We start from the raw sequence: 15789 nt of genomic DNA on the forward strand, positions 1-15789 counted from the left end.
GTTTGTGCGGTCGTTGAACAACGTCCCGGTCCGCCGATGGCCTGTTCAGCCTTTGTGGGGGATCATGAAGATGTGGCTCATGTCGGCGCTGTGCGTTGAGGTGGATCCGCGTGAGGCGGTCAGGTCTTCCACGGCGCCCTGTACTCCGCCGTCCATCCCGTCTACCCACTTCACCATGACGTAGGCGCTGAACCGCGGGTCGCAGTCGGCGCGGATGGTGAAGTTGGGCAGGTGGAGTGGTACGTGATGGCGGTGCACCGCGTAGGACATCTCGCGGAGTTCCCCGGTAGCCCGGTCCTTGTGGCAGACCTCGTTGCCCTTCCACTGGGTGACGTACAGAGTGAAGGTGGCCGTCGACGCGGTCGGCGCGGGCGCGTCGCAGTGCCTGTCCTTCTGCGGATAGCAGGCCTGGTATTGGGTGTCGGCGACGATGCTGAGGTGGGTGAATCCGGGCGCGAAGGTGACGGACCTGAGTACCGGCTCCCGGGCGATCATGCGGGGAGCCGGTCCGACGTGCAGGAGGCCGCGTGGCACCGCACTCTGCGCGGGCGCGCCTGTGGTCGTGTTGTCCACGGACGTGTCGGCGACCTCGATCCGCCCGCTGTCCAGCCGGAACTGCGCGTCAAGGTCTTCCCTGAGCGCGGCGGCGCGGACGTAGGCGGTGCAGGTGACTGTGGTGGCGACACCGGGATGCAGCAGGAAGCGTGTGGTCAGCTGGACCTCTTCCTTCTCCCGCTCCGACGACGCCCCTTCCTGCAGAATGTTCTGTCCGGTCACGAAATTCTGTTCGCCGCCGGGCCACCGGCACCGCACCTCGTTGTCGAACAGCGAGCGGTAGGTCGCCGAGCTCGCGCGCATCACCGACACCACGTGCGCGGTCTGCCTCGTCGACATCTCGAGCTCGACGCTGCCCAGCGCCACCACCTCATGATCGGGCTTCCAGGATCCGCCAGGCACTGCCTTGGGCGTCCGCGGCGCGAGTATGCGACGTGGCGCGAAGTCGTATCGGACGACGGCGTCGGCGGGCGCGGCGGCGGGCACGGGGGTGGAGGGGCCCGCATCATCGAAGGCCGTGCTGGACGGGATCACGATCGCCACGAGGACCGCAGTGGCGGCCGCGAGTGATCGTGGGCGCCGCCGGCCAGAGCCGGAGGCCAGGTCCGGAGTTTCCACTGAGGAAACCGGTGTCGCCACGGTGATCTGGCCGTTGGCCACATGCCAGTGCCGTAGCAAATCGGCGAGGTCTTGGTCAGTCGCTCCACATGCGGTGGCGATGGCGGCAATCGTCCGGTAATCGGGTGGAACTGTTACTCCAGAGCAGTATCGATGCAGGGTGGAACTGCTGATATGCGACTTCCGGCCAAGCTCTGAATAGCTCAGCCCGCTGCGCTCCTTGAGCGCAGCGAGAAGTTGCGCAAGCTCGCTGCGCGTGCTCGACACATCCATCGACCCTCCCCAAGTCTCCGGTGCCGCAGCCAGTATGGCACCGTCCCACGCCCTCCGGGAGACCCCTGATCAGGGCCGTTTCACGCATGCCGGGACGACACACGTTCCGGCAACCCTTGCCGCCACTGCTTGTTACGCGACATGGTTGTTCCGTACCCCTGGTGGGCCGTGAATCAAATTCACTTCAGGAGCATCCGTACCCATCGGAACTCGACACCTCGCCCCTTATGAAGGGGGCCATGTGTTATCGCCGGAATAGTTCGTCACGCTAAATTCTCACTGGTGAAAGGAGACCGCGGGTGAAGCGAATCCTGTCGTTCATTCTCGGTGCCGTGGTGCTGGTCGTGCTCGCGCCGGCGGCGATCGCGAGCGATGTCACCTATGTCAAGTTCACGCCGCAACAGGTGCTTGCGCCGAAGGTGCCCGAGACAAAGCCGGGTGAGCCGGTGAAGTTCGACCAGGAGGTCAAGGAGTTGGGCAGCGTGGATCTGAAGATGTCGGCGACGCAGACCGCCTACGTCAGATCGGTGATGCGCGCGAACTCGGCCACCTACCGCTCGCTGTTCGACAACGAGGTGCGGTGTACCTGGCCAGGGGGCGAACAGAGCTACGTGACGGGGCAGAACATCCTGCAGAAGGGCGCGTCCCTGGAGCCGGAGAAGGAGGACGTCCAGCTCACCACCCGCTTCCTGGTGCACCCCGGTGTCGCCACCACGGTCACCTGCACCGCGTACGTCCGTGCCGCCACGATACGCAAGGAACTCGACGCCCGGTTCCAGTTGCACGACGGATTCCTCGAGTTCGCGGACACGTCCGTGGCCAACACCGCGGACGGTCTGCCCGCCCAGCGCGCCACGCCCCGTGGCCTCGTGCGTGTCGGGCCGGACCCCGAGGTCGTGGCGCGCGAGCCCGCGTTGCCGTACTTCACTCTCGCGCCGGGCTTCACGAAACTCAGTGTCTTCGCCGACACCGAGTACAAGACGTGCTACCCGGTGAAGGACAAGGACTGCTCCAAACCGCCGGCCTCGACGGCCACGTTCACGCTCTTCGTCAACCAGTGGAACGGCGACAAACTCTGCCAGACCAGCAACGCCACCACGACGACCCGCCGGATGTCCTACTCGGTGCACCACCATTACGTGCCGCTGCACCTGCCTGACTTCCCTGTCCGGGCCGACTGTGAACAGCGGTTCAACGCCTACGTCCTGGTGAAGTGGCAGGACGGCATGGACGGCGGGGTGCAGGGAACCGCGGTAGGTCTGACCGACTCACGCGGCTCGGCCACGACCCACAACGCTGGCATGAGCCATGTGTTCGTCGTCCCGGTCAAGAGCTGATGGCTGGGAAAAACCGCGCCGCCACAGACGGCGCACCAACAACAAACAGGAGATGAAATGAAGAAACTTTTCGCCACGATCGCCGCTGGTGCGGCCTTGTCCGCCGGGGTGGCATTCGCCGGAACGGCAAGCGCTGAAACGACGGCAGGGTCCGCCCCAGCGTCGCGAGAAGGTGGTGTGTCGATCACCGCCTACTCGGACTGCCCGTCCGGCTGGTTCTGCGCGTGGGAGCACGCCAACGCTCAGGGCCGAATGGTTCGTTTCCAGACCGGCTCCGCCAATCTCCAGGGACAGAACTTCAACGACCAGATCTCCTCCGTCTACAACCACACCAACCGAATCTGGTGCACCTACACCGACGCCGACTACGGCGGCACCCCGTGGCGTGTTTCCGTCGGCTGGCGAGGAAACGTGCCCGCCCACATGAACGACCGCATCAGCTCGCTGCGCGGCTGCTGAGCAGGGGAGTCGATGTCACGCGTTTAGCCCACCGTGAGCCGTACTATCGCGGTCTAATGTTGCGGATCGGCGACTGGACGGAGCCGGTGCTACCGCCCATGGACAAAACGATCAGCTCCCTCCTAAAGGCTGCTAATCGGACACGCGTCCGCGCTGCTGGCTTCGAGTGCCTGGACTTGAAGCCAGCAGCGCCGGCCGGGATCGGATGTGTTGCACACACCGCGTACTCACCTACCGGTTCGCCGCTACGCCTTCGAGGCGCCGACGAGTGTGGTCCCGGCCAAGGTGGTTGCATGGCGCGTCGGTGGCGCATCGCGATCAAAGCACCGGGACAACACTATGGTTCGAGGCCTGTGACGTCTCCGATTGGAGTCGGCCCCGACAAGGTAATCCGAGCCGGAGGACTCGTGATGCGGCGGCATCCGCGTGTGACGTGCCGACGGCCCCGTGACATGACATCGGAATGATCCGCTACGAGTCCGGATGCGAAGACCGGGGAGCGGCTAGACCGCCCGACCGCGACGTGGGCGTTGTCCAGGTAATTGCTGAGGTGGGTGCAGGTGTCGACGGCCCTGGTGAGCCACAGACCGGCGGTGTGCACGGCTTGGATGGTGTCGCCGGTGAAGGGGCCGTCGACCGAGGCGAACTCGGTAGTGGGGTCGGAGGCGAGAAGTTTGATCCCCAGTCGGACAACATCCGGTTCATGGCGTTCGTGGCGGCGGAGAGGTTGGCCAGGGTGGTTCCGATGTCGGAGGGCTGGGACCACGTGCTACCGGCGGCCCGGCGGAGGTTGTCCCGGGCGGCTGCGGTCGCGGCGTAGAGGGTTGGCGAGGGCATGGCGTGGCTCCTGCGTTCGTGGGCCGTTACAAGGTCATGGAGAGATCGAGGGTGCGTGGGCTGATGCCGGCGAGTTCGTGCTGCCAGATCCGGTGGTAGGCGAGTTCCTCGCGATTGCGCAGAGCCGGTTCGCTGGCGGCTCTGGCTTCCTGAAGTTCGGCGTCGGTCGTCTCGCTGCTCATGGCGTCGCGCAGGACGCCGGACATATCAGAGCCGTCCCCGAACTGCTCTTTGCTTCTCCACAACAGTTCCTCGGGCAGCCACCCGGTGAATGCCCGGCGAAGGAGATGCTTTTCGCGTCTGCCGTGGTCGGGGCGCCGCAGGCGAATCGGGATGGCCATCGCGGTCGCGATGAAGTCGGTGTCGAGGAACGGCACCCGTGCTTCGAGGCCGAAGGCCATGGTCGTGCGATCGCAGCGTTGCAGATTCAGGGTGTGCAAAGTGGACACTGTACGGCGAAGTTCGGCTTCGAGAGCTTCGTCGTCACGGAAGTCGCGTAGATAGCGATATCCGGCGAACAGTTCGTCCGCGCCTTCGCCGGTGAGTACAGCCTTGGTGTGCTGTGCCGCCAGTTCCGCGAGGAAGTGATTGGCGACGGAGCTTTGGAGCAGCGCAGGGTCGTAGTGCTCCACAGCGCGGACGACCTCTGGCACCCGGGCGATCGCGGCTTCGGCGGTGTAGGTCCGTTCGAAGTGCTCGGTGCCCAGATGGGCGGCGACTCGCCGCGCCGCCTCCAGGTCGGCTGATTCGGCTGTGCCGACGGAAAGGTGCGTAGCCGGCGACCTCGCTCGCGACACCAGCGGGCGGCGATCGCTGCCACGACGCTGGAGTCCAGACCGCCGGACAGCAACACGCCAGGTGGTTCGTCGCCCATCATCTGAAGCTCCACACTGGTCATCAGGCTCTCGCGGATCGCCGCTTCATGATCCACAGCTCCCGATGCGGTGCTGGTCTCTGGAGGAAGCGCGTTCGCGAAACGCTGAAGGCCGGTGTGCGGGGTCCAGAAGAATCCTGGCGGGAAGGGCCTTACGTGACCGCGATGCTCAGGGTCGAAGGCCTTCATCTCGGAAGCGAACAGCACCGAACCAGGAATATGCGCCCAGTAGAGTGGCTTGATGCCCACCGGGTCGCGGGCCGCGAGGAACGGCAGTTCCGGGCCGGCGGCGGTCAACGCGAACATGCCCCGCAAGGCCGAAAGCGCAGGCCCTCCGCCGTGGACGGCGATACGCAGGGCGACTTCGTTGTCGGACCCGGTCGACCAGTGATGGTCGGGGAACAGTGAGCGCAGAGTCGCGTGGTTGTAGATTTCGCCGTTGCCGATCAGTCGATTGCCCCGTGATCGACGAGCGGCTGGTGTCCACCCTTGGTGTCCACAATGGATAATCGTCGGTGGCCCAACCAGGTGTTCGGTAGTTCGACGCTCCCGTGATCGTCCGGGCCGCGGTGGGCGATGCGGTCGAGCATGCGCCGTCCGAGCAGTGGAACGGGTTCACCGTGGATGGCGACGATGCCGCACATGGTTCACCCCTTCCTGCCGGAGGACCGGCGACGGCTGGTCTTTGCCCAGGTGCCGCAGGCGCTCATGCTGCACCACCGGCGGGCCCCGTTCTTGCTGGTGTCGTAGAACAGCCAGCCGCAGCTGCCGTTGTGGCCGAGGCATTCCTTGATCCGGCTGAAGTCGGCGTTGATCGCGGCTTCCACCGCGGACTGTGCGATCGGCCAGAGAACGCAGTCGAGTTCGCCTCTGGGGGACCAGCTCCAGTTAAGACCGGCCGGCGTGGAGACCAGGCTGGCGCGTCGCATCGCCTCGGTGAACTCTTGTTGAAGGTGTTCGAGTGCTGAGCCCGGCGGTTCATCGCCTTGGGCGATGGCGGCGAAGACCACGTAGATGGACTGGCGGAGTTCTTTGGCCCGCGACAGTGTGTCGCGTGCCGCGTCGGGATCGCGATCGACGCGTTTGCGCAGCAAACCCGCTCGGTTCGTCCCGATGGTACCGGTGTTCGCGGACCACTCGACGAGGCTGGTGAAGTCGGCGAGATAGTCGTGGGGATCCTTGTCTGCGCGCGCCCGGCGAGGGCCGACGGTATTGGCGAAGTCCAGGCAGGCGAGTCCGCCGATGTGCTCCAGTGGTTCAGGCATCCGAATCCTTCCCGGCGGCCGCGGCGCTGGTTCGCAGCGAGGGCAGTTGGCGGGACCGAACATCGCTGACGTAGTGGTCGAGCCAGTCGAACTCCGGGCTCTCGGCCGCTAGGTGACTCAGCCGCTGATCGTCGATGTGCGGCTGCACCGCCGAGCGGAGGTTGAGGTTCAGGGTCACCCGGGTCCCGGCTGTCATCGGAGCGGTTCTGTGCAGAACACCCATCAGCTGCCCGAAGACGCTGTGACCGACGCGGTGGGTGATCCGGGTCGTTCGGTCTTCGGGCAGGAACCCCTCCGAAGCCAGTCGGGCGCGGCCTTCGTCGAGCTCGCCGCGATATATCACCAGTTCTCCACCGGAGACGTCGTCCGCCGACAAGGCGATGAGCTCCGTGACCGGCACGCTGTCGCCGTGCCAATCGACGGTGCCGTCCTCGGGGCTCATGAAAGTGATCATGGAGCTGAGGAAGTCCACCGGATAGGGCTCGAGAGGGACATCGGCAAGATCGCTGAGACGCCGCAGTCTTTCCTTGTCGTACATCAGTTGCGCGACTTCGGGAATGTGATGATGCGCGTCGCGGAGGTAACGCAGGTCTAGGTTGGTCTTCGCCGCGTTCACTCTGAGGTGGAGTGCTTTGGTGAGGATGGTCGTCAGCAGGTCCGCGGGGTAACCATGTTCGAATTGCCGGATCCCCAGCTCGGAGAACTTACAAAAACTGGGGCGGCCCAGAATGTCGCTGCGGGTCAGTGCGTGGGCTGTGGTCACCGTGTCTCTCGCGATCGTGTGAGTGTGTGTCGAGGCAGGGCCACCAGGGTGGCCAGCGCGAGCAGCGTGGTGATGGCGAAGGCGGTGGTGAGACCGGCGAGATCGACGACGAGTCCGAGCGCTGCAGGCCCCGCGGCAGCGCCCAGCGTGATGAAGACGACCACGACGCTGAAGCCGCGGGTGGGGTGGTCCGGGAACACCATCGAACTCCAGACCGACAGCAAAGTGCCGCCGACCATGAACCCGCCGCCGTAGAGAACCGCGGAGGTCAAGGCGAATCCCCAACCCTGCGGCGCCAGCCAGAGAATGGCTGTCGAGCAGGAAAGAACGAGCTGGGCGACCACGAAGATCGAGCGAAGACCGTGACGTCGTACGAAACGGCCTGTGAACACCCCTGCCACGCCCGCGATCCCGATGACCGTCCACAGCGCCGGGGCCACACGCTGGTCCTCGCCATTGGCCGTCGCGACGGCGAGCCCGGCGAACGACCAGTAGACGGCGCCGACGAGCCCCGACGAGGCCGCTGCGGCGAACAGGGCCCAGGTGCCTCGCCTGCGCGTCAATTCGAGCCACCGAACCGGCTCACGCGGTCGCGCGCGCGTCGCCGGCGCAGACGGCAGTGTACGGAGATTCCACGCCATCACGAGGAACGCCGCCACGGCCGCACCGAGCCAGACCACCCTCCACCGAGAGTCGGTCGCGAACAAGGCGGCAGGGCCGGCGAGGACGACCCCGAAGGTGGTGCCGGTGCTGATCAACGACAGTGCATGTGCGCGCGCACCAGGGGTGACGGTATCCTCCACGACGTCGGAATACGGCGTCCAGACCCATCCCGGAGCCATTCCGGACACGGCCACTCCCGCGACCAGGACGCCCGTGTTCGGGGCCACCGCGATCAGCAGCATCCCGGCCCCGGCGCAGCCCAGCCCGACGCCGATCGGCAGCCGCGGTGACCTCCGGCCCGCCCAACATGCGACGACACTGAGAGCGACCAGTTCTCCGAGGTAGCCAATGCTGGTCACGGCGCCGAGGAGTCCGGCCGAGCCACCGAACTCGGCTTGAAAGCGCGGCAGGAACAGGCCATACCCGTATCGTCCGAATCCGTAGGCGACCGCGAGCGTCGCCAACCCGCACAGACCGAGGCGCCACGGAGTGGCCCATTCGCCGCCCGATTCCGGCGTCGTCGCAGCCGCTGTTCCGGTGTGCATGTCTCCGGTTACCCCCGGTCCGTTCGCTCACACACCGGCTATCGAAGTTTCACCGGTTCGGAGTAGCGGACACCTCGTCGGCGGCCGGAGATGATGCCCCTGCTGGAATACTCCCCTCGTTTGACCTGGCGTATCCCGTTGGTCGGGTCTGGATGCACCGGCAAACCCGGTTTCGACGGTAACCCTCGAGGTGTCCCACCTGCTTGGCGTAACCCTTGGGGCGGGGTGGGCTCGCGCGATACCCGCAGCACGGTAATCCAAACCGGCGCGTCGTTGAACAAAGAGTAATACGTCTCGATGCGTGCTTCACTCGGATGTCAGCATGGATGCAGTGCTTGTCGCGCTGCGCTCTTCGTTGCGTCTAATCGAACACGGGTGTTACGTTCATGGTGATCGTTCTCGCCATTGAAACCGTTTGATGGCGTCTTCCATTTCTTCTTGCTGTGGGGTTTCCGTGACCGATGCATCTATTGCTCCCGTGGCGTTCACCGTCGAGGACAACGGCATCAGCTATGCCGGCACGTATATCACCATCGATATCTGGGAGGCGGATCGTCTTGATGAGGCGACCGTCGTCGAGTCGGCCCTGCGACGGTCGGCAAAGGACTGTGGCGCAACACTTCTCGACTTCTTCCTCCACGAGTTCCGCCCGCAGGGGGTCACCGCGGTGGCTGTCCTCGGTGAATCCCATATCTCCATCCACGCGTGGCCGGAGATTCGCTATGCCGCCCTCGACGTCTTCACTTGTGGTTCATGCAACCCGTACGACGCGATACCTGCCCTTCAAGACGCGTTCATTCCTGGACGAATCCATATCGTCGAACAAAAGCGTGGTATTTCCTGTAGTTGAGTCCCGATATTCGTGGGGGGAGATGAAGATGGCTGAAGAAATCGAGACGGCAGTGATCGGGTTCCCTTCCGAACCGCCTGGTTCCGATCGGCCCGTCATCCTCACACCGGAGCTCGCTCGAGGGCTGTGCGCGGCCGGGTTCGTGCCTGTCGCCGAGCCGGGTATCGGTGCGCGTATCGGGCACCGGATGAGTCGCTGGCAAGTGCCGGCGTCCGCTTCGGGCGGCAGGCGGATGTGAACTCCGCGCGGCTGCTCCTGAAGTACAAGCCCTTCAGCGCGGATGAGATCTCGGCTTGCTCACCGGAGCAGACACTGGGCGCGGTCTTCCATGCCGAGGGACGACCTGATCTGATCAGGCCGTTGCTCCGGAGTGGCGCGCGTGCTTACAGCTATGAGTTCCTCGTCGAGAACGGCCGGTTCCCCCTGATGCGGGCGGGCGGAACGATCGCCGGCATCCAAGCGGTGTTCCATGCCGCCCATGCCTTTTGCAGACCTACTGTCGCGGACGAGGTGTGCTGCTGGCCGCCGTCGAAGATGCCCGCCGCCCAAGGTCGTCGTCATCGGTTCCGGCAACGTCGGTATGGCTGCGGCGGACACCGCCGCCGGTCTCGGAGCAGATGTGCTCGTTCTTTGCCGAACCGCGAACGGGCGTGATCAAGTGCTGTGCAGGACGGGCAACAAGTGCCGTGCGGAGATCAACTCGCCGGAACGTCTGGCTCAGGAGCTGCCGGACGCGGACGTACTCATCGGAGCCATCCTGGTCTCGACGTTCTCGACCCCGGCGATGGTCACTCCCGAGCTGGTGCGGACGATGCGGCGAGGATCGGTGGTCGTCGACGCGACCGCCGGCTACGGCCCGGGATATCTTCCGAGCGCCGGCCCGGTCCAGCAGCCGGGAGAACCACCCCGGGAAGTGGTCGGGGTCCTGCACGTCAAGATCGACGTGCTCCCATCGGTCGTCCCGGTCACGTCCTCCCGCGCGTACACGGCCGCGGCGATGCCGTACCTCGTTCGCCTGGCCGAGCGGGTGCTCCGGGACAATCCCGATCCCGTGATCGACACGGCGCTGATCGTGTCGGAGGGGCAGGTTCGGCATCCCGTTTTGGCCGAGCACCTCGGTTACTACGACTCCGTCGCCGGCTGATGGTCTCCGGCTACGCTGAGCGAGCCGCCTTCTACGCGGTGGAGACCCGGGGATTGCGCGCGCCCGGTCTTCTGGACAACCATGTCCGATTCGGTACCCAGGTGGCCGAAGTTCCCTCCGGGGCGGGGCATCACCTCGCCGACTACGCGCGTCTTGGCGCTGTTCCTTCGTTGCTCGACGCCGAGCCCGCGATGATCACCGCCGCTCTGCAGAATCTCGATTCCGCCGGGATGTCCGGTGGGGCTTCGCGGCACCGGATCGGCACTGACCGGCCGACGAGCCAGTTCCCGGTAGTTGTTTGCCCGAACGGTGCCCTCAACCAGCTGGCTGTGTCCATCGGACTCGGCGTCGCGCTGGACGGGCTCATTGGCGATGGAGCGGCCCGGTGGCGTGCTCATCGCCCACGTCCTGCTCCGGCACGACGATGGCTCAGCCGACACCGCACCGTGCTACGACCCCACGCGGCCCACGGCATCTGGCTTCACGAGTGGACGAGGCCCGACGGCGAGGGCGGGACACTGACCCGTCTTCGTTTCCAGCGCCGGGAGAACGACGACCTCCACATAGGTTTCCGGCGCGTGCTCAACGGCGTCGACCTCGAACCCTCCACCGTCCGACTGAGACTGCTCACCGTCCGCTCGCTCGAGAACGGCCCCTGGCAGCTGACTGTCGTCGAACCACGATCACCGGCAATGACCGAAATCGCGCTCCGGAAGGAGACTCGTACATGACCACGTTGGACGCTCACGAGTACCGGGACACCTATTACGCGCGACAGTTCGTTTACGGCATGGGGACCGAACAGATCCTCGCGATGCTTCGCACGTTGCCGCAGGTCGGCTCATGGCTGGACCTCGGCTGCGGATCCGAGTCGCTGCTGTGGGCCTGTGCCCTTCGGGCCGCCGGGCTCACCGCGGTCGACCTCGATCCGGCCCGCCTGGAACTGTTGCGAGTCAACGCGACCAGCGCCGAAGCACAGGGTGCCTATCGCACCGCACTCCAGCTGGGTGGCCGGACGCAGGCGGACTGGCGGTCGCTGTGCGCTCTGGTGACCGACGTCCGGGTCGCCGACTGCCTCGGCGGGGATGCCGGCGATCTGCCGCAAGCAGATCTCGTAACCCAGTTCGGACTCCTGGGCCTGTGTGACGACGAACGGCACTTCGCCGAACGGGTCGCGTGGATGGCGGAGAAGACGGTCCCCGGCGGTCTCCTCGCGGGTGCGAACTGGATGTCGGCGGTTCATCCTGGCCGGCTGCGACTCGATGAGGAGCTCTACCGGAGCGCATTCACCGACGCCGGTGTGGAGTTGACCGACCTTCGCCGGATCCCCGGTTCTGACACCGATTATCCGGAGATCTGGGCATACGTGGGCAGGCGGGCATGACCGGTTCGACGTCCTGCGTGCATTTTTCGGCCAGGTCGCGAAGGCGCTCCCAGGACACGTGTCAGTGGCGGTACGTCAGCACGCTGTGACAGCGCGTTGAAGGAGTTTCGCCCGCAAAGGGAGCTCGAATGGCGGGGCGTCGCTGGTCCTCTTCCGCTCCGGTCAAGTGCGCTTCGGGGCCCGAAAACCGGTCTGGTCCCCACGTGGTCCCCAAGCGAATGCTTCGGTGCTTGCCGAAAAATTGTCTTCGGTGAAACGAAAAACCGCCTGACCTGAGTTTTCACTCAAGCCAAGCGGCCTTCTTGTCCGTCGGGCTGACAGGATTCGAACCTGCGACCCCTTGACCCCCAGTCAAGTGCGCTACCAAACTGCGCCACAGCCCGGACCCGCGCTCCGTGGAGTGCGATGTGAGTACTTTAGCGGGTCCCGAGCGGGGGCCTGCAACCAGGGGTCACTGTGTGTCTGAGCTGGGGAAACGGTCCGTGAGGGCCGCCCTGCCGCATTCGGGCGGCCCCCACGGGGTCACTGGGGGTTGCCGGCGTGGGTGAGGGACTGCCAGGAGACGAACAGGTTGTTGGTGCCCGCCGGGCGCTGACGCAGGGTGAGCGCCTCGGTGTTGCTCATGGTGTGCCCGAGGCGGGTGTGGAGGTGGTTGTAGCCGACCTCGGTGATCGGGCCGAGGCCGAGTTTCAGGTTGCCGCCGCACAGCCAGGAGGGGACAGCGGCGCCCATTTGGTACTTCGCGTGGAAGCCGAGGCCTTCGCGGAGGCGGTCGGCGATCTCGGGGTAGAGGTCCTGGCCCTGGATCCGGGTGGTCTCGGCGAAGTTCGCGATGGCGGCAAGCCCGTAGCCGGTATGGGTGAAGTCGCGGCAGGTCTCCTGGGAGAGGCCGTTGACGAACGTCGTCTGGCCTTGCCAGTACTTGACGATCTTGTCGCGGGTGTCCAGGCCGCTGCCGGGCGCGGTCTTCGGGAGCGCGCCGTCGCCGGTCAAGTAGAGATAGGCGGGGACGCGGGTGCGGAACTTCGCGACGGCCTTGTCGTAGGCCGTCTTGTCGTCGAGGAAGACGGCGATGCCGATCGCGGCCTCGGTCATGCTGAGTTCCCAGTTTCCGTTGCTGTGACTGCCGTTGATCACCTCGGGCAGGTACACGTTCCGGAGCATGGTGCCGAAGCGACCGGAATTCGGCCAGCTCGGGTAGGTGTGCTTGATGATCTCCGCCGCGCGTGGCCACGAGGAGGCCGACCACGCCGATTGCAGGGGAGCGTTGCTGTTCGTGTGATCTTTCAGCACCGCGGACCAGGCGTCCATGATCTCGATCGCCTTGGTCGCGTATTTCGCGTCGCGCGTGATGTACCACGCCAGCGAAAGGGAATACGCGGCGATCGCGTCTTGCCGTTCATCGGTACAGCCGATGTTCGGATTCGAATAGGAACCGCATTCGACGACGGCGCGGGGTTTCGGTGACCGGGACAGCGAGGCGTACGAACTCGACATCATCGCGTCGTAGGCCTGTTTCCACGGTTGTGCCCCTGCCTGCACCTTGGCGCGGACGAAGTCCAATTGCGGGCGGCTGACCAGCACGCCGGGATGGGTGAAGGTGGCGGGCGCGGCCTGCGCTGGGACACCGAAAAGGCCTGATGCCAACGAGACGAGCGTGGCCAGGGCGAGCAGCTTCCTCGGTAGGGACATGGGTCTCCTCGAGTGGGTGTGAACCAGGTCACCGGCGGCGCACGATTCAGTGTCATGGTCTGAACCAGTTGCGTCAAGACCTTTGTTCACCCCAAAAAGAAAGAATCGCGCCCCTGTGCAGCGGTCGTACGCCGTGAAGGCCCCCTTGGGGGACTCTGGGTCCCTCAAGGAGGCCTTCACGGACTTGCCGCCTGAGGTCACTTCAAGGAGTTGTCCACTGTGGTCATGAGGGATCCGGTGTCACCGGACATCTCCCAGGCCATGACCCCGAGCAGTCCTCGGGTCTTGAGCCAGGCGACCTTCTGCTGGATGGCCCAGGCGTCGTCGAAGGTCCACCATTGCCCTCCGTTGCCCGTGTAACACGACGTGGCCACGGCCGCGGTGTCGTGCTGGACGGCGCAGTTGGGGACACTGGCCAAGAGATTCGCGTAGCCACGAGTACCTGCTTCCTCGGCGAACTGGCCTGGCGCGGCTCCGGTCGCGCTCTGCCATTCGCCCTTCTTGCCGCCGTCCGCGACCCCTTGCCAGCCTCTCCCGTAGAAGGCGAGCCCGAGGGTGAGTTTCCGTGGATTGGCCCCGGCCTCGGTGTAGGCGTTGATCGCCGATTCGACGCTGAACTTGAAGTTGTACGGATCGTCCGCGTCGGCGTAAAGGTTCCCCTGGTGGCCGGTGCGGTTCGGCTCCCACGAGTTGTCGCTGCCGGAGCCGTGGAAGTCGTAGCCCTGCACGTTCGCGACGTCGAGGTAGTCGAAGATCTTCGGGATCTCCCAGCCGCCCTTCACCTTCGCCGGGTCGGCGGGGGTGAACGCCTGCAGTTCGTACCGTTTGCCGGTGGTCGCGCCGTAGGCGTCCATCTGCGTGCGGAACTCGGCCAGCAGGGCGGTCAGGTTCGTCTTGTCGTTGGCGCTCCAGTGGTTCCCGGGGTGCCCGTCGGGGCTGCCCGGCCATTCCCAGTCGATGTCGATGCCGTCGAAGATGCCCGCGGCGGTGCCCGGACCGCCGGCGCCGCCGTACGGCTTCACGTTCCCCTTGAGGTACGTGTCGATGCACGACGCGACGAACTTCTGCCGTGACGCGGGCGTGGCCGCGACGTCGGAGAAGTACTTCGAGTAGGTCCAGCCGCCCAAGGAGATGAGGATCTTCAGGTTGGGGTACTTGGCCTTGAGCTTCTTCAGCTGGTTGAAGTTGCCGCGCAGGGTCTCCCAGCCGGTGTCGCCGACGCCGTCGACGGACTGGGCGGCGGACATCGGCCGCGAGTAATCGGCTTCCGCGTCGCCGGCGCCGTCACCCTGGTTCGGGTCCTGCGGATTCGGCGTCGTTCCCTTGGTGACACCCGAAAGACAGGTGTGGTTGACCGGGTCGATGTTCCCGAAGGCGTACAGCAGATGGGTCAGCTTGGCGGCGGATCCGTTGGTCACCATGTTCTTGATGAAGAATTGGCGGCCGTAGATACCCCACTGGACGAAGTAGCCGACCCGGGCGTACCCGTTCACGATGTCGCCGGTGCGAGCGCTGACGGCTGCGCTCGCGGCGGAGACGTTGTCGTACCCGTCGCGGGCTTTGACCGTGAAAGAGTACGAAGTGGACGGTGAAAGCCCGGTCACCGTCGCGGTCGTCCCGGTCACCGTGGTGGCGAGGGTCGTGCCGCGGTAGACGTCGTAGGAGACGACGCCGGTGTTGTCCGTGGACGCGTTCCACGCCAGCGAGATCGAGCCCGAGGTGACCGCGGTCGAGCGGAGGTTCGACGGTACGGTCGGTGCCTGGGTGTCGTCGCTCGGGTTGTTGGTGGTCACTGCCAGCGCCGCTGTGGGTGGGGACTTGGCGTCCTTCCGGTCCTTGGCGACGACGGTGAAGCTGTACGCCGTGTTCGGCGTCAGGCCGGTGATCCTCGCTTCAGTGCCGGTGACCGACGCCGCCAGCGTGGTGCCCTGGTAGACGTCGTAGCCGACGACGGGCAGGGAGCCCGCGGCGGCGGGGTTCCAGGCCAGCGCGGCGGTCGTGGTCGTCTTCGCCACGAGTCGCAGGTTGGCCGGGGTCGACGGCGGCGTGTCGCCGGAACCGTCGCAGTTGGCGTCGTCGATCCGGCATGTGGTCGGGTTGACCGCGGAACTGAGCCGGAACGACGGGCTGTAGGGATAGGTCGAACGGCCCGGCGCGAGGGATTTGATGTAGTACGCCGGGGTGAGGGTGACCTGGTTGCCGGTCTGGGAAACCGTGCCGTTGGAGCCGCTGGTGGCGGTCACACCGGCGGGGACGGTGAAGGTGATGGACCAGTCGGCGACGGTTTCGCTGCTGGGGTTGGTGACGGTGTACTCGCCGGTGGTTCCGGCCAAGGTGAAGGCGGCGCGGAGGCGGCCCGCCGCCAGCGCCGGAGTGCCCGCGGCCACGAGGAGCCCGGCGGCGAGGAGTGTCACGGTGAATGCGCTGAGTAGTCGTTTTCGAGTGCGTCTCATGGCGGTTCTCTCCAAAAGAGGCGGCGAGACTGACCTGCTCGGAAAGTGGCGCGTGTGGTCTAGACCACACTTGAATG

At 65.6% G+C, this 15789-nt stretch carries 15 protein-coding genes, 1 tRNA gene and 3 pseudogenes; 7 read left to right on the forward strand and 12 right to left on the reverse strand.

Going from position 1 to position 15789, the window contains the following annotated elements:
* Positions 1 to 45: 45 nt before the first annotated feature.
* Together ACLJQ7_RS23810 and ACLJQ7_RS23815 are read right to left on the reverse strand one after the other, a co-directional pair.
* Positions 46 to 1098, reverse strand: a complete 1053-nt coding sequence (locus ACLJQ7_RS23810) for a hypothetical protein (RefSeq protein WP_410650682.1) — start codon at positions 1096 to 1098, stop codon at positions 46 to 48.
* Positions 1099 to 1242: 144 nt separating this feature from the next.
* Positions 1243 to 1446: pseudogene (locus tag ACLJQ7_RS23815) on the reverse strand (helix-turn-helix domain-containing protein); the annotation flags it as partial.
* A gap of 299 nt (positions 1447 to 1745) precedes the next feature.
* On the opposite strand from ACLJQ7_RS23815, the gene ACLJQ7_RS23820 reads away from it, so the two are divergent.
* From ACLJQ7_RS23820 to ACLJQ7_RS23830, 3 genes are all read left to right on the forward strand, one after another.
* Positions 1746 to 2783, forward strand: a complete 1038-nt coding sequence (locus ACLJQ7_RS23820) for a hypothetical protein (RefSeq protein WP_410650389.1) — start codon at positions 1746 to 1748, stop codon at positions 2781 to 2783.
* Positions 2784 to 2960: 177 nt separating this feature from the next.
* Positions 2961 to 3242, forward strand: a complete 282-nt coding sequence (locus tag ACLJQ7_RS23825) for a peptidase inhibitor family I36 protein (RefSeq protein WP_410650390.1) — start codon at positions 2961 to 2963, stop codon at positions 3240 to 3242.
* A 463-nt stretch (positions 3243 to 3705) separates the two neighbouring features.
* Complete coding sequence (locus ACLJQ7_RS23830) at positions 3706 to 4062, forward strand: hypothetical protein (protein ID WP_410650391.1); 357 nt, start codon at positions 3706 to 3708, stop codon at positions 4060 to 4062.
* 43 nt (positions 4063 to 4105) lie between these two features.
* On the opposite strand, the gene ACLJQ7_RS23835 is transcribed toward ACLJQ7_RS23830, so the two are convergent.
* From ACLJQ7_RS23835 to ACLJQ7_RS23860, 6 genes and pseudogenes are all read right to left on the reverse strand, one after another.
* Entirely contained in the window at positions 4106 to 4528 is a 423-nt protein-coding gene (locus ACLJQ7_RS23835; RefSeq protein WP_410650666.1) for an asparagine synthase-related protein, read from the reverse strand.
* A 108-nt stretch (positions 4529 to 4636) separates the two neighbouring features.
* Positions 4637 to 5481, reverse strand: a pseudogene (locus ACLJQ7_RS23840) (asparagine synthase-related protein); the annotation flags it as partial.
* Positions 5400 to 5597, reverse strand: coding sequence for a hypothetical protein (locus ACLJQ7_RS23845; protein WP_410650392.1), 198 nt, complete (start codon positions 5595 to 5597; stop codon positions 5400 to 5402). The gene ACLJQ7_RS23845 and the pseudogene ACLJQ7_RS23840, both read right to left, overlap by 82 nt.
* Before the next feature lie 3 nt (positions 5598 to 5600).
* Positions 5601 to 6218, reverse strand: a complete 618-nt coding sequence (locus ACLJQ7_RS23850; RefSeq protein WP_410650393.1) for a CGNR zinc finger domain-containing protein — start codon at positions 6216 to 6218, stop codon at positions 5601 to 5603.
* A complete protein-coding gene (locus tag ACLJQ7_RS23855) occupies positions 6211 to 6981 on the reverse strand; it encodes a hypothetical protein (protein WP_410650394.1) in 771 nt (256 codons plus the stop codon). The genes ACLJQ7_RS23850 and ACLJQ7_RS23855 overlap by 8 nt, the downstream gene beginning before the upstream one ends.
* The gene (locus ACLJQ7_RS23860; protein ID WP_410650395.1) at positions 6978 to 8189 is read right to left on the reverse strand and encodes an MFS transporter; all 1212 of its coding nucleotides are present in this window, start codon (positions 8187 to 8189) and stop codon (positions 6978 to 6980) included. The genes ACLJQ7_RS23855 and ACLJQ7_RS23860 overlap by 4 nt, the downstream gene beginning before the upstream one ends.
* A gap of 454 nt (positions 8190 to 8643) precedes the next feature.
* Here ACLJQ7_RS23860 and speD point away from each other — a divergent pair, with 454 nt between their 5' ends.
* The 3 genes and pseudogenes from speD (at position 8644) to ACLJQ7_RS23875 (ending at position 10183) form a co-directional block, all read left to right on the forward strand.
* The gene (gene speD, locus ACLJQ7_RS23865) at positions 8644 to 9039 is read left to right on the forward strand and encodes an adenosylmethionine decarboxylase (protein WP_410650396.1); all 396 of its coding nucleotides are present in this window, start codon (positions 8644 to 8646) and stop codon (positions 9037 to 9039) included.
* 234 nt (positions 9040 to 9273) lie between these two features.
* Positions 9274 to 9411, forward strand: a pseudogene (locus ACLJQ7_RS23870) (hypothetical protein); the annotation flags it as partial.
* A 106-nt stretch (positions 9412 to 9517) separates the two neighbouring features.
* A complete protein-coding gene (locus ACLJQ7_RS23875) occupies positions 9518 to 10183 on the forward strand; it encodes a hypothetical protein (RefSeq protein ID WP_410650397.1) in 666 nt (221 codons plus the stop codon).
* Here ACLJQ7_RS23875 and ACLJQ7_RS23880 read toward each other — a convergent pair.
* Entirely contained in the window at positions 10162 to 10581 is a 420-nt protein-coding gene (locus ACLJQ7_RS23880; RefSeq protein WP_410650398.1) for a hypothetical protein, read from the reverse strand. The genes ACLJQ7_RS23875 and ACLJQ7_RS23880 overlap by 22 nt on opposite strands.
* A gap of 329 nt (positions 10582 to 10910) precedes the next feature.
* Between ACLJQ7_RS23880 and ACLJQ7_RS23885 the strand changes: the two genes are divergently transcribed.
* On the forward strand, positions 10911 to 11567 hold the full coding sequence (locus ACLJQ7_RS23885) for a class I SAM-dependent methyltransferase (RefSeq protein ID WP_410650399.1): 657 nt from the start codon (positions 10911 to 10913) through the stop codon (positions 11565 to 11567).
* A 309-nt stretch (positions 11568 to 11876) separates the two neighbouring features.
* On the opposite strand, the gene ACLJQ7_RS23890 is transcribed toward ACLJQ7_RS23885, so the two are convergent.
* The 3 genes from ACLJQ7_RS23890 to ACLJQ7_RS23900 form a co-directional block, all read right to left on the reverse strand.
* Positions 11877 to 11950 (reverse strand) — tRNA-Pro (locus tag ACLJQ7_RS23890).
* A 139-nt stretch (positions 11951 to 12089) separates the two neighbouring features.
* Positions 12090 to 13259 carry an alginate lyase family protein gene (locus tag ACLJQ7_RS23895; RefSeq protein ID WP_410650400.1) on the reverse strand — a complete coding sequence of 390 codons (1170 nt, stop codon included), beginning with the start codon at positions 13257 to 13259 and terminating at the stop codon, positions 12090 to 12092.
* A 197-nt stretch (positions 13260 to 13456) separates the two neighbouring features.
* Complete coding sequence (locus ACLJQ7_RS23900; RefSeq protein ID WP_410650667.1) at positions 13457 to 15673, reverse strand: glycosyl hydrolase family 18 protein; 2217 nt, start codon at positions 15671 to 15673, stop codon at positions 13457 to 13459.
* Between the last annotated feature and the right edge of the window lie 116 nt (positions 15674 to 15789).

This window comes from Amycolatopsis sp. cmx-4-54 (genome assembly GCF_046548895.1).
In the GTDB taxonomy this organism is placed as follows: domain Bacteria; phylum Actinomycetota; class Actinomycetes; order Mycobacteriales; family Pseudonocardiaceae; genus Amycolatopsis.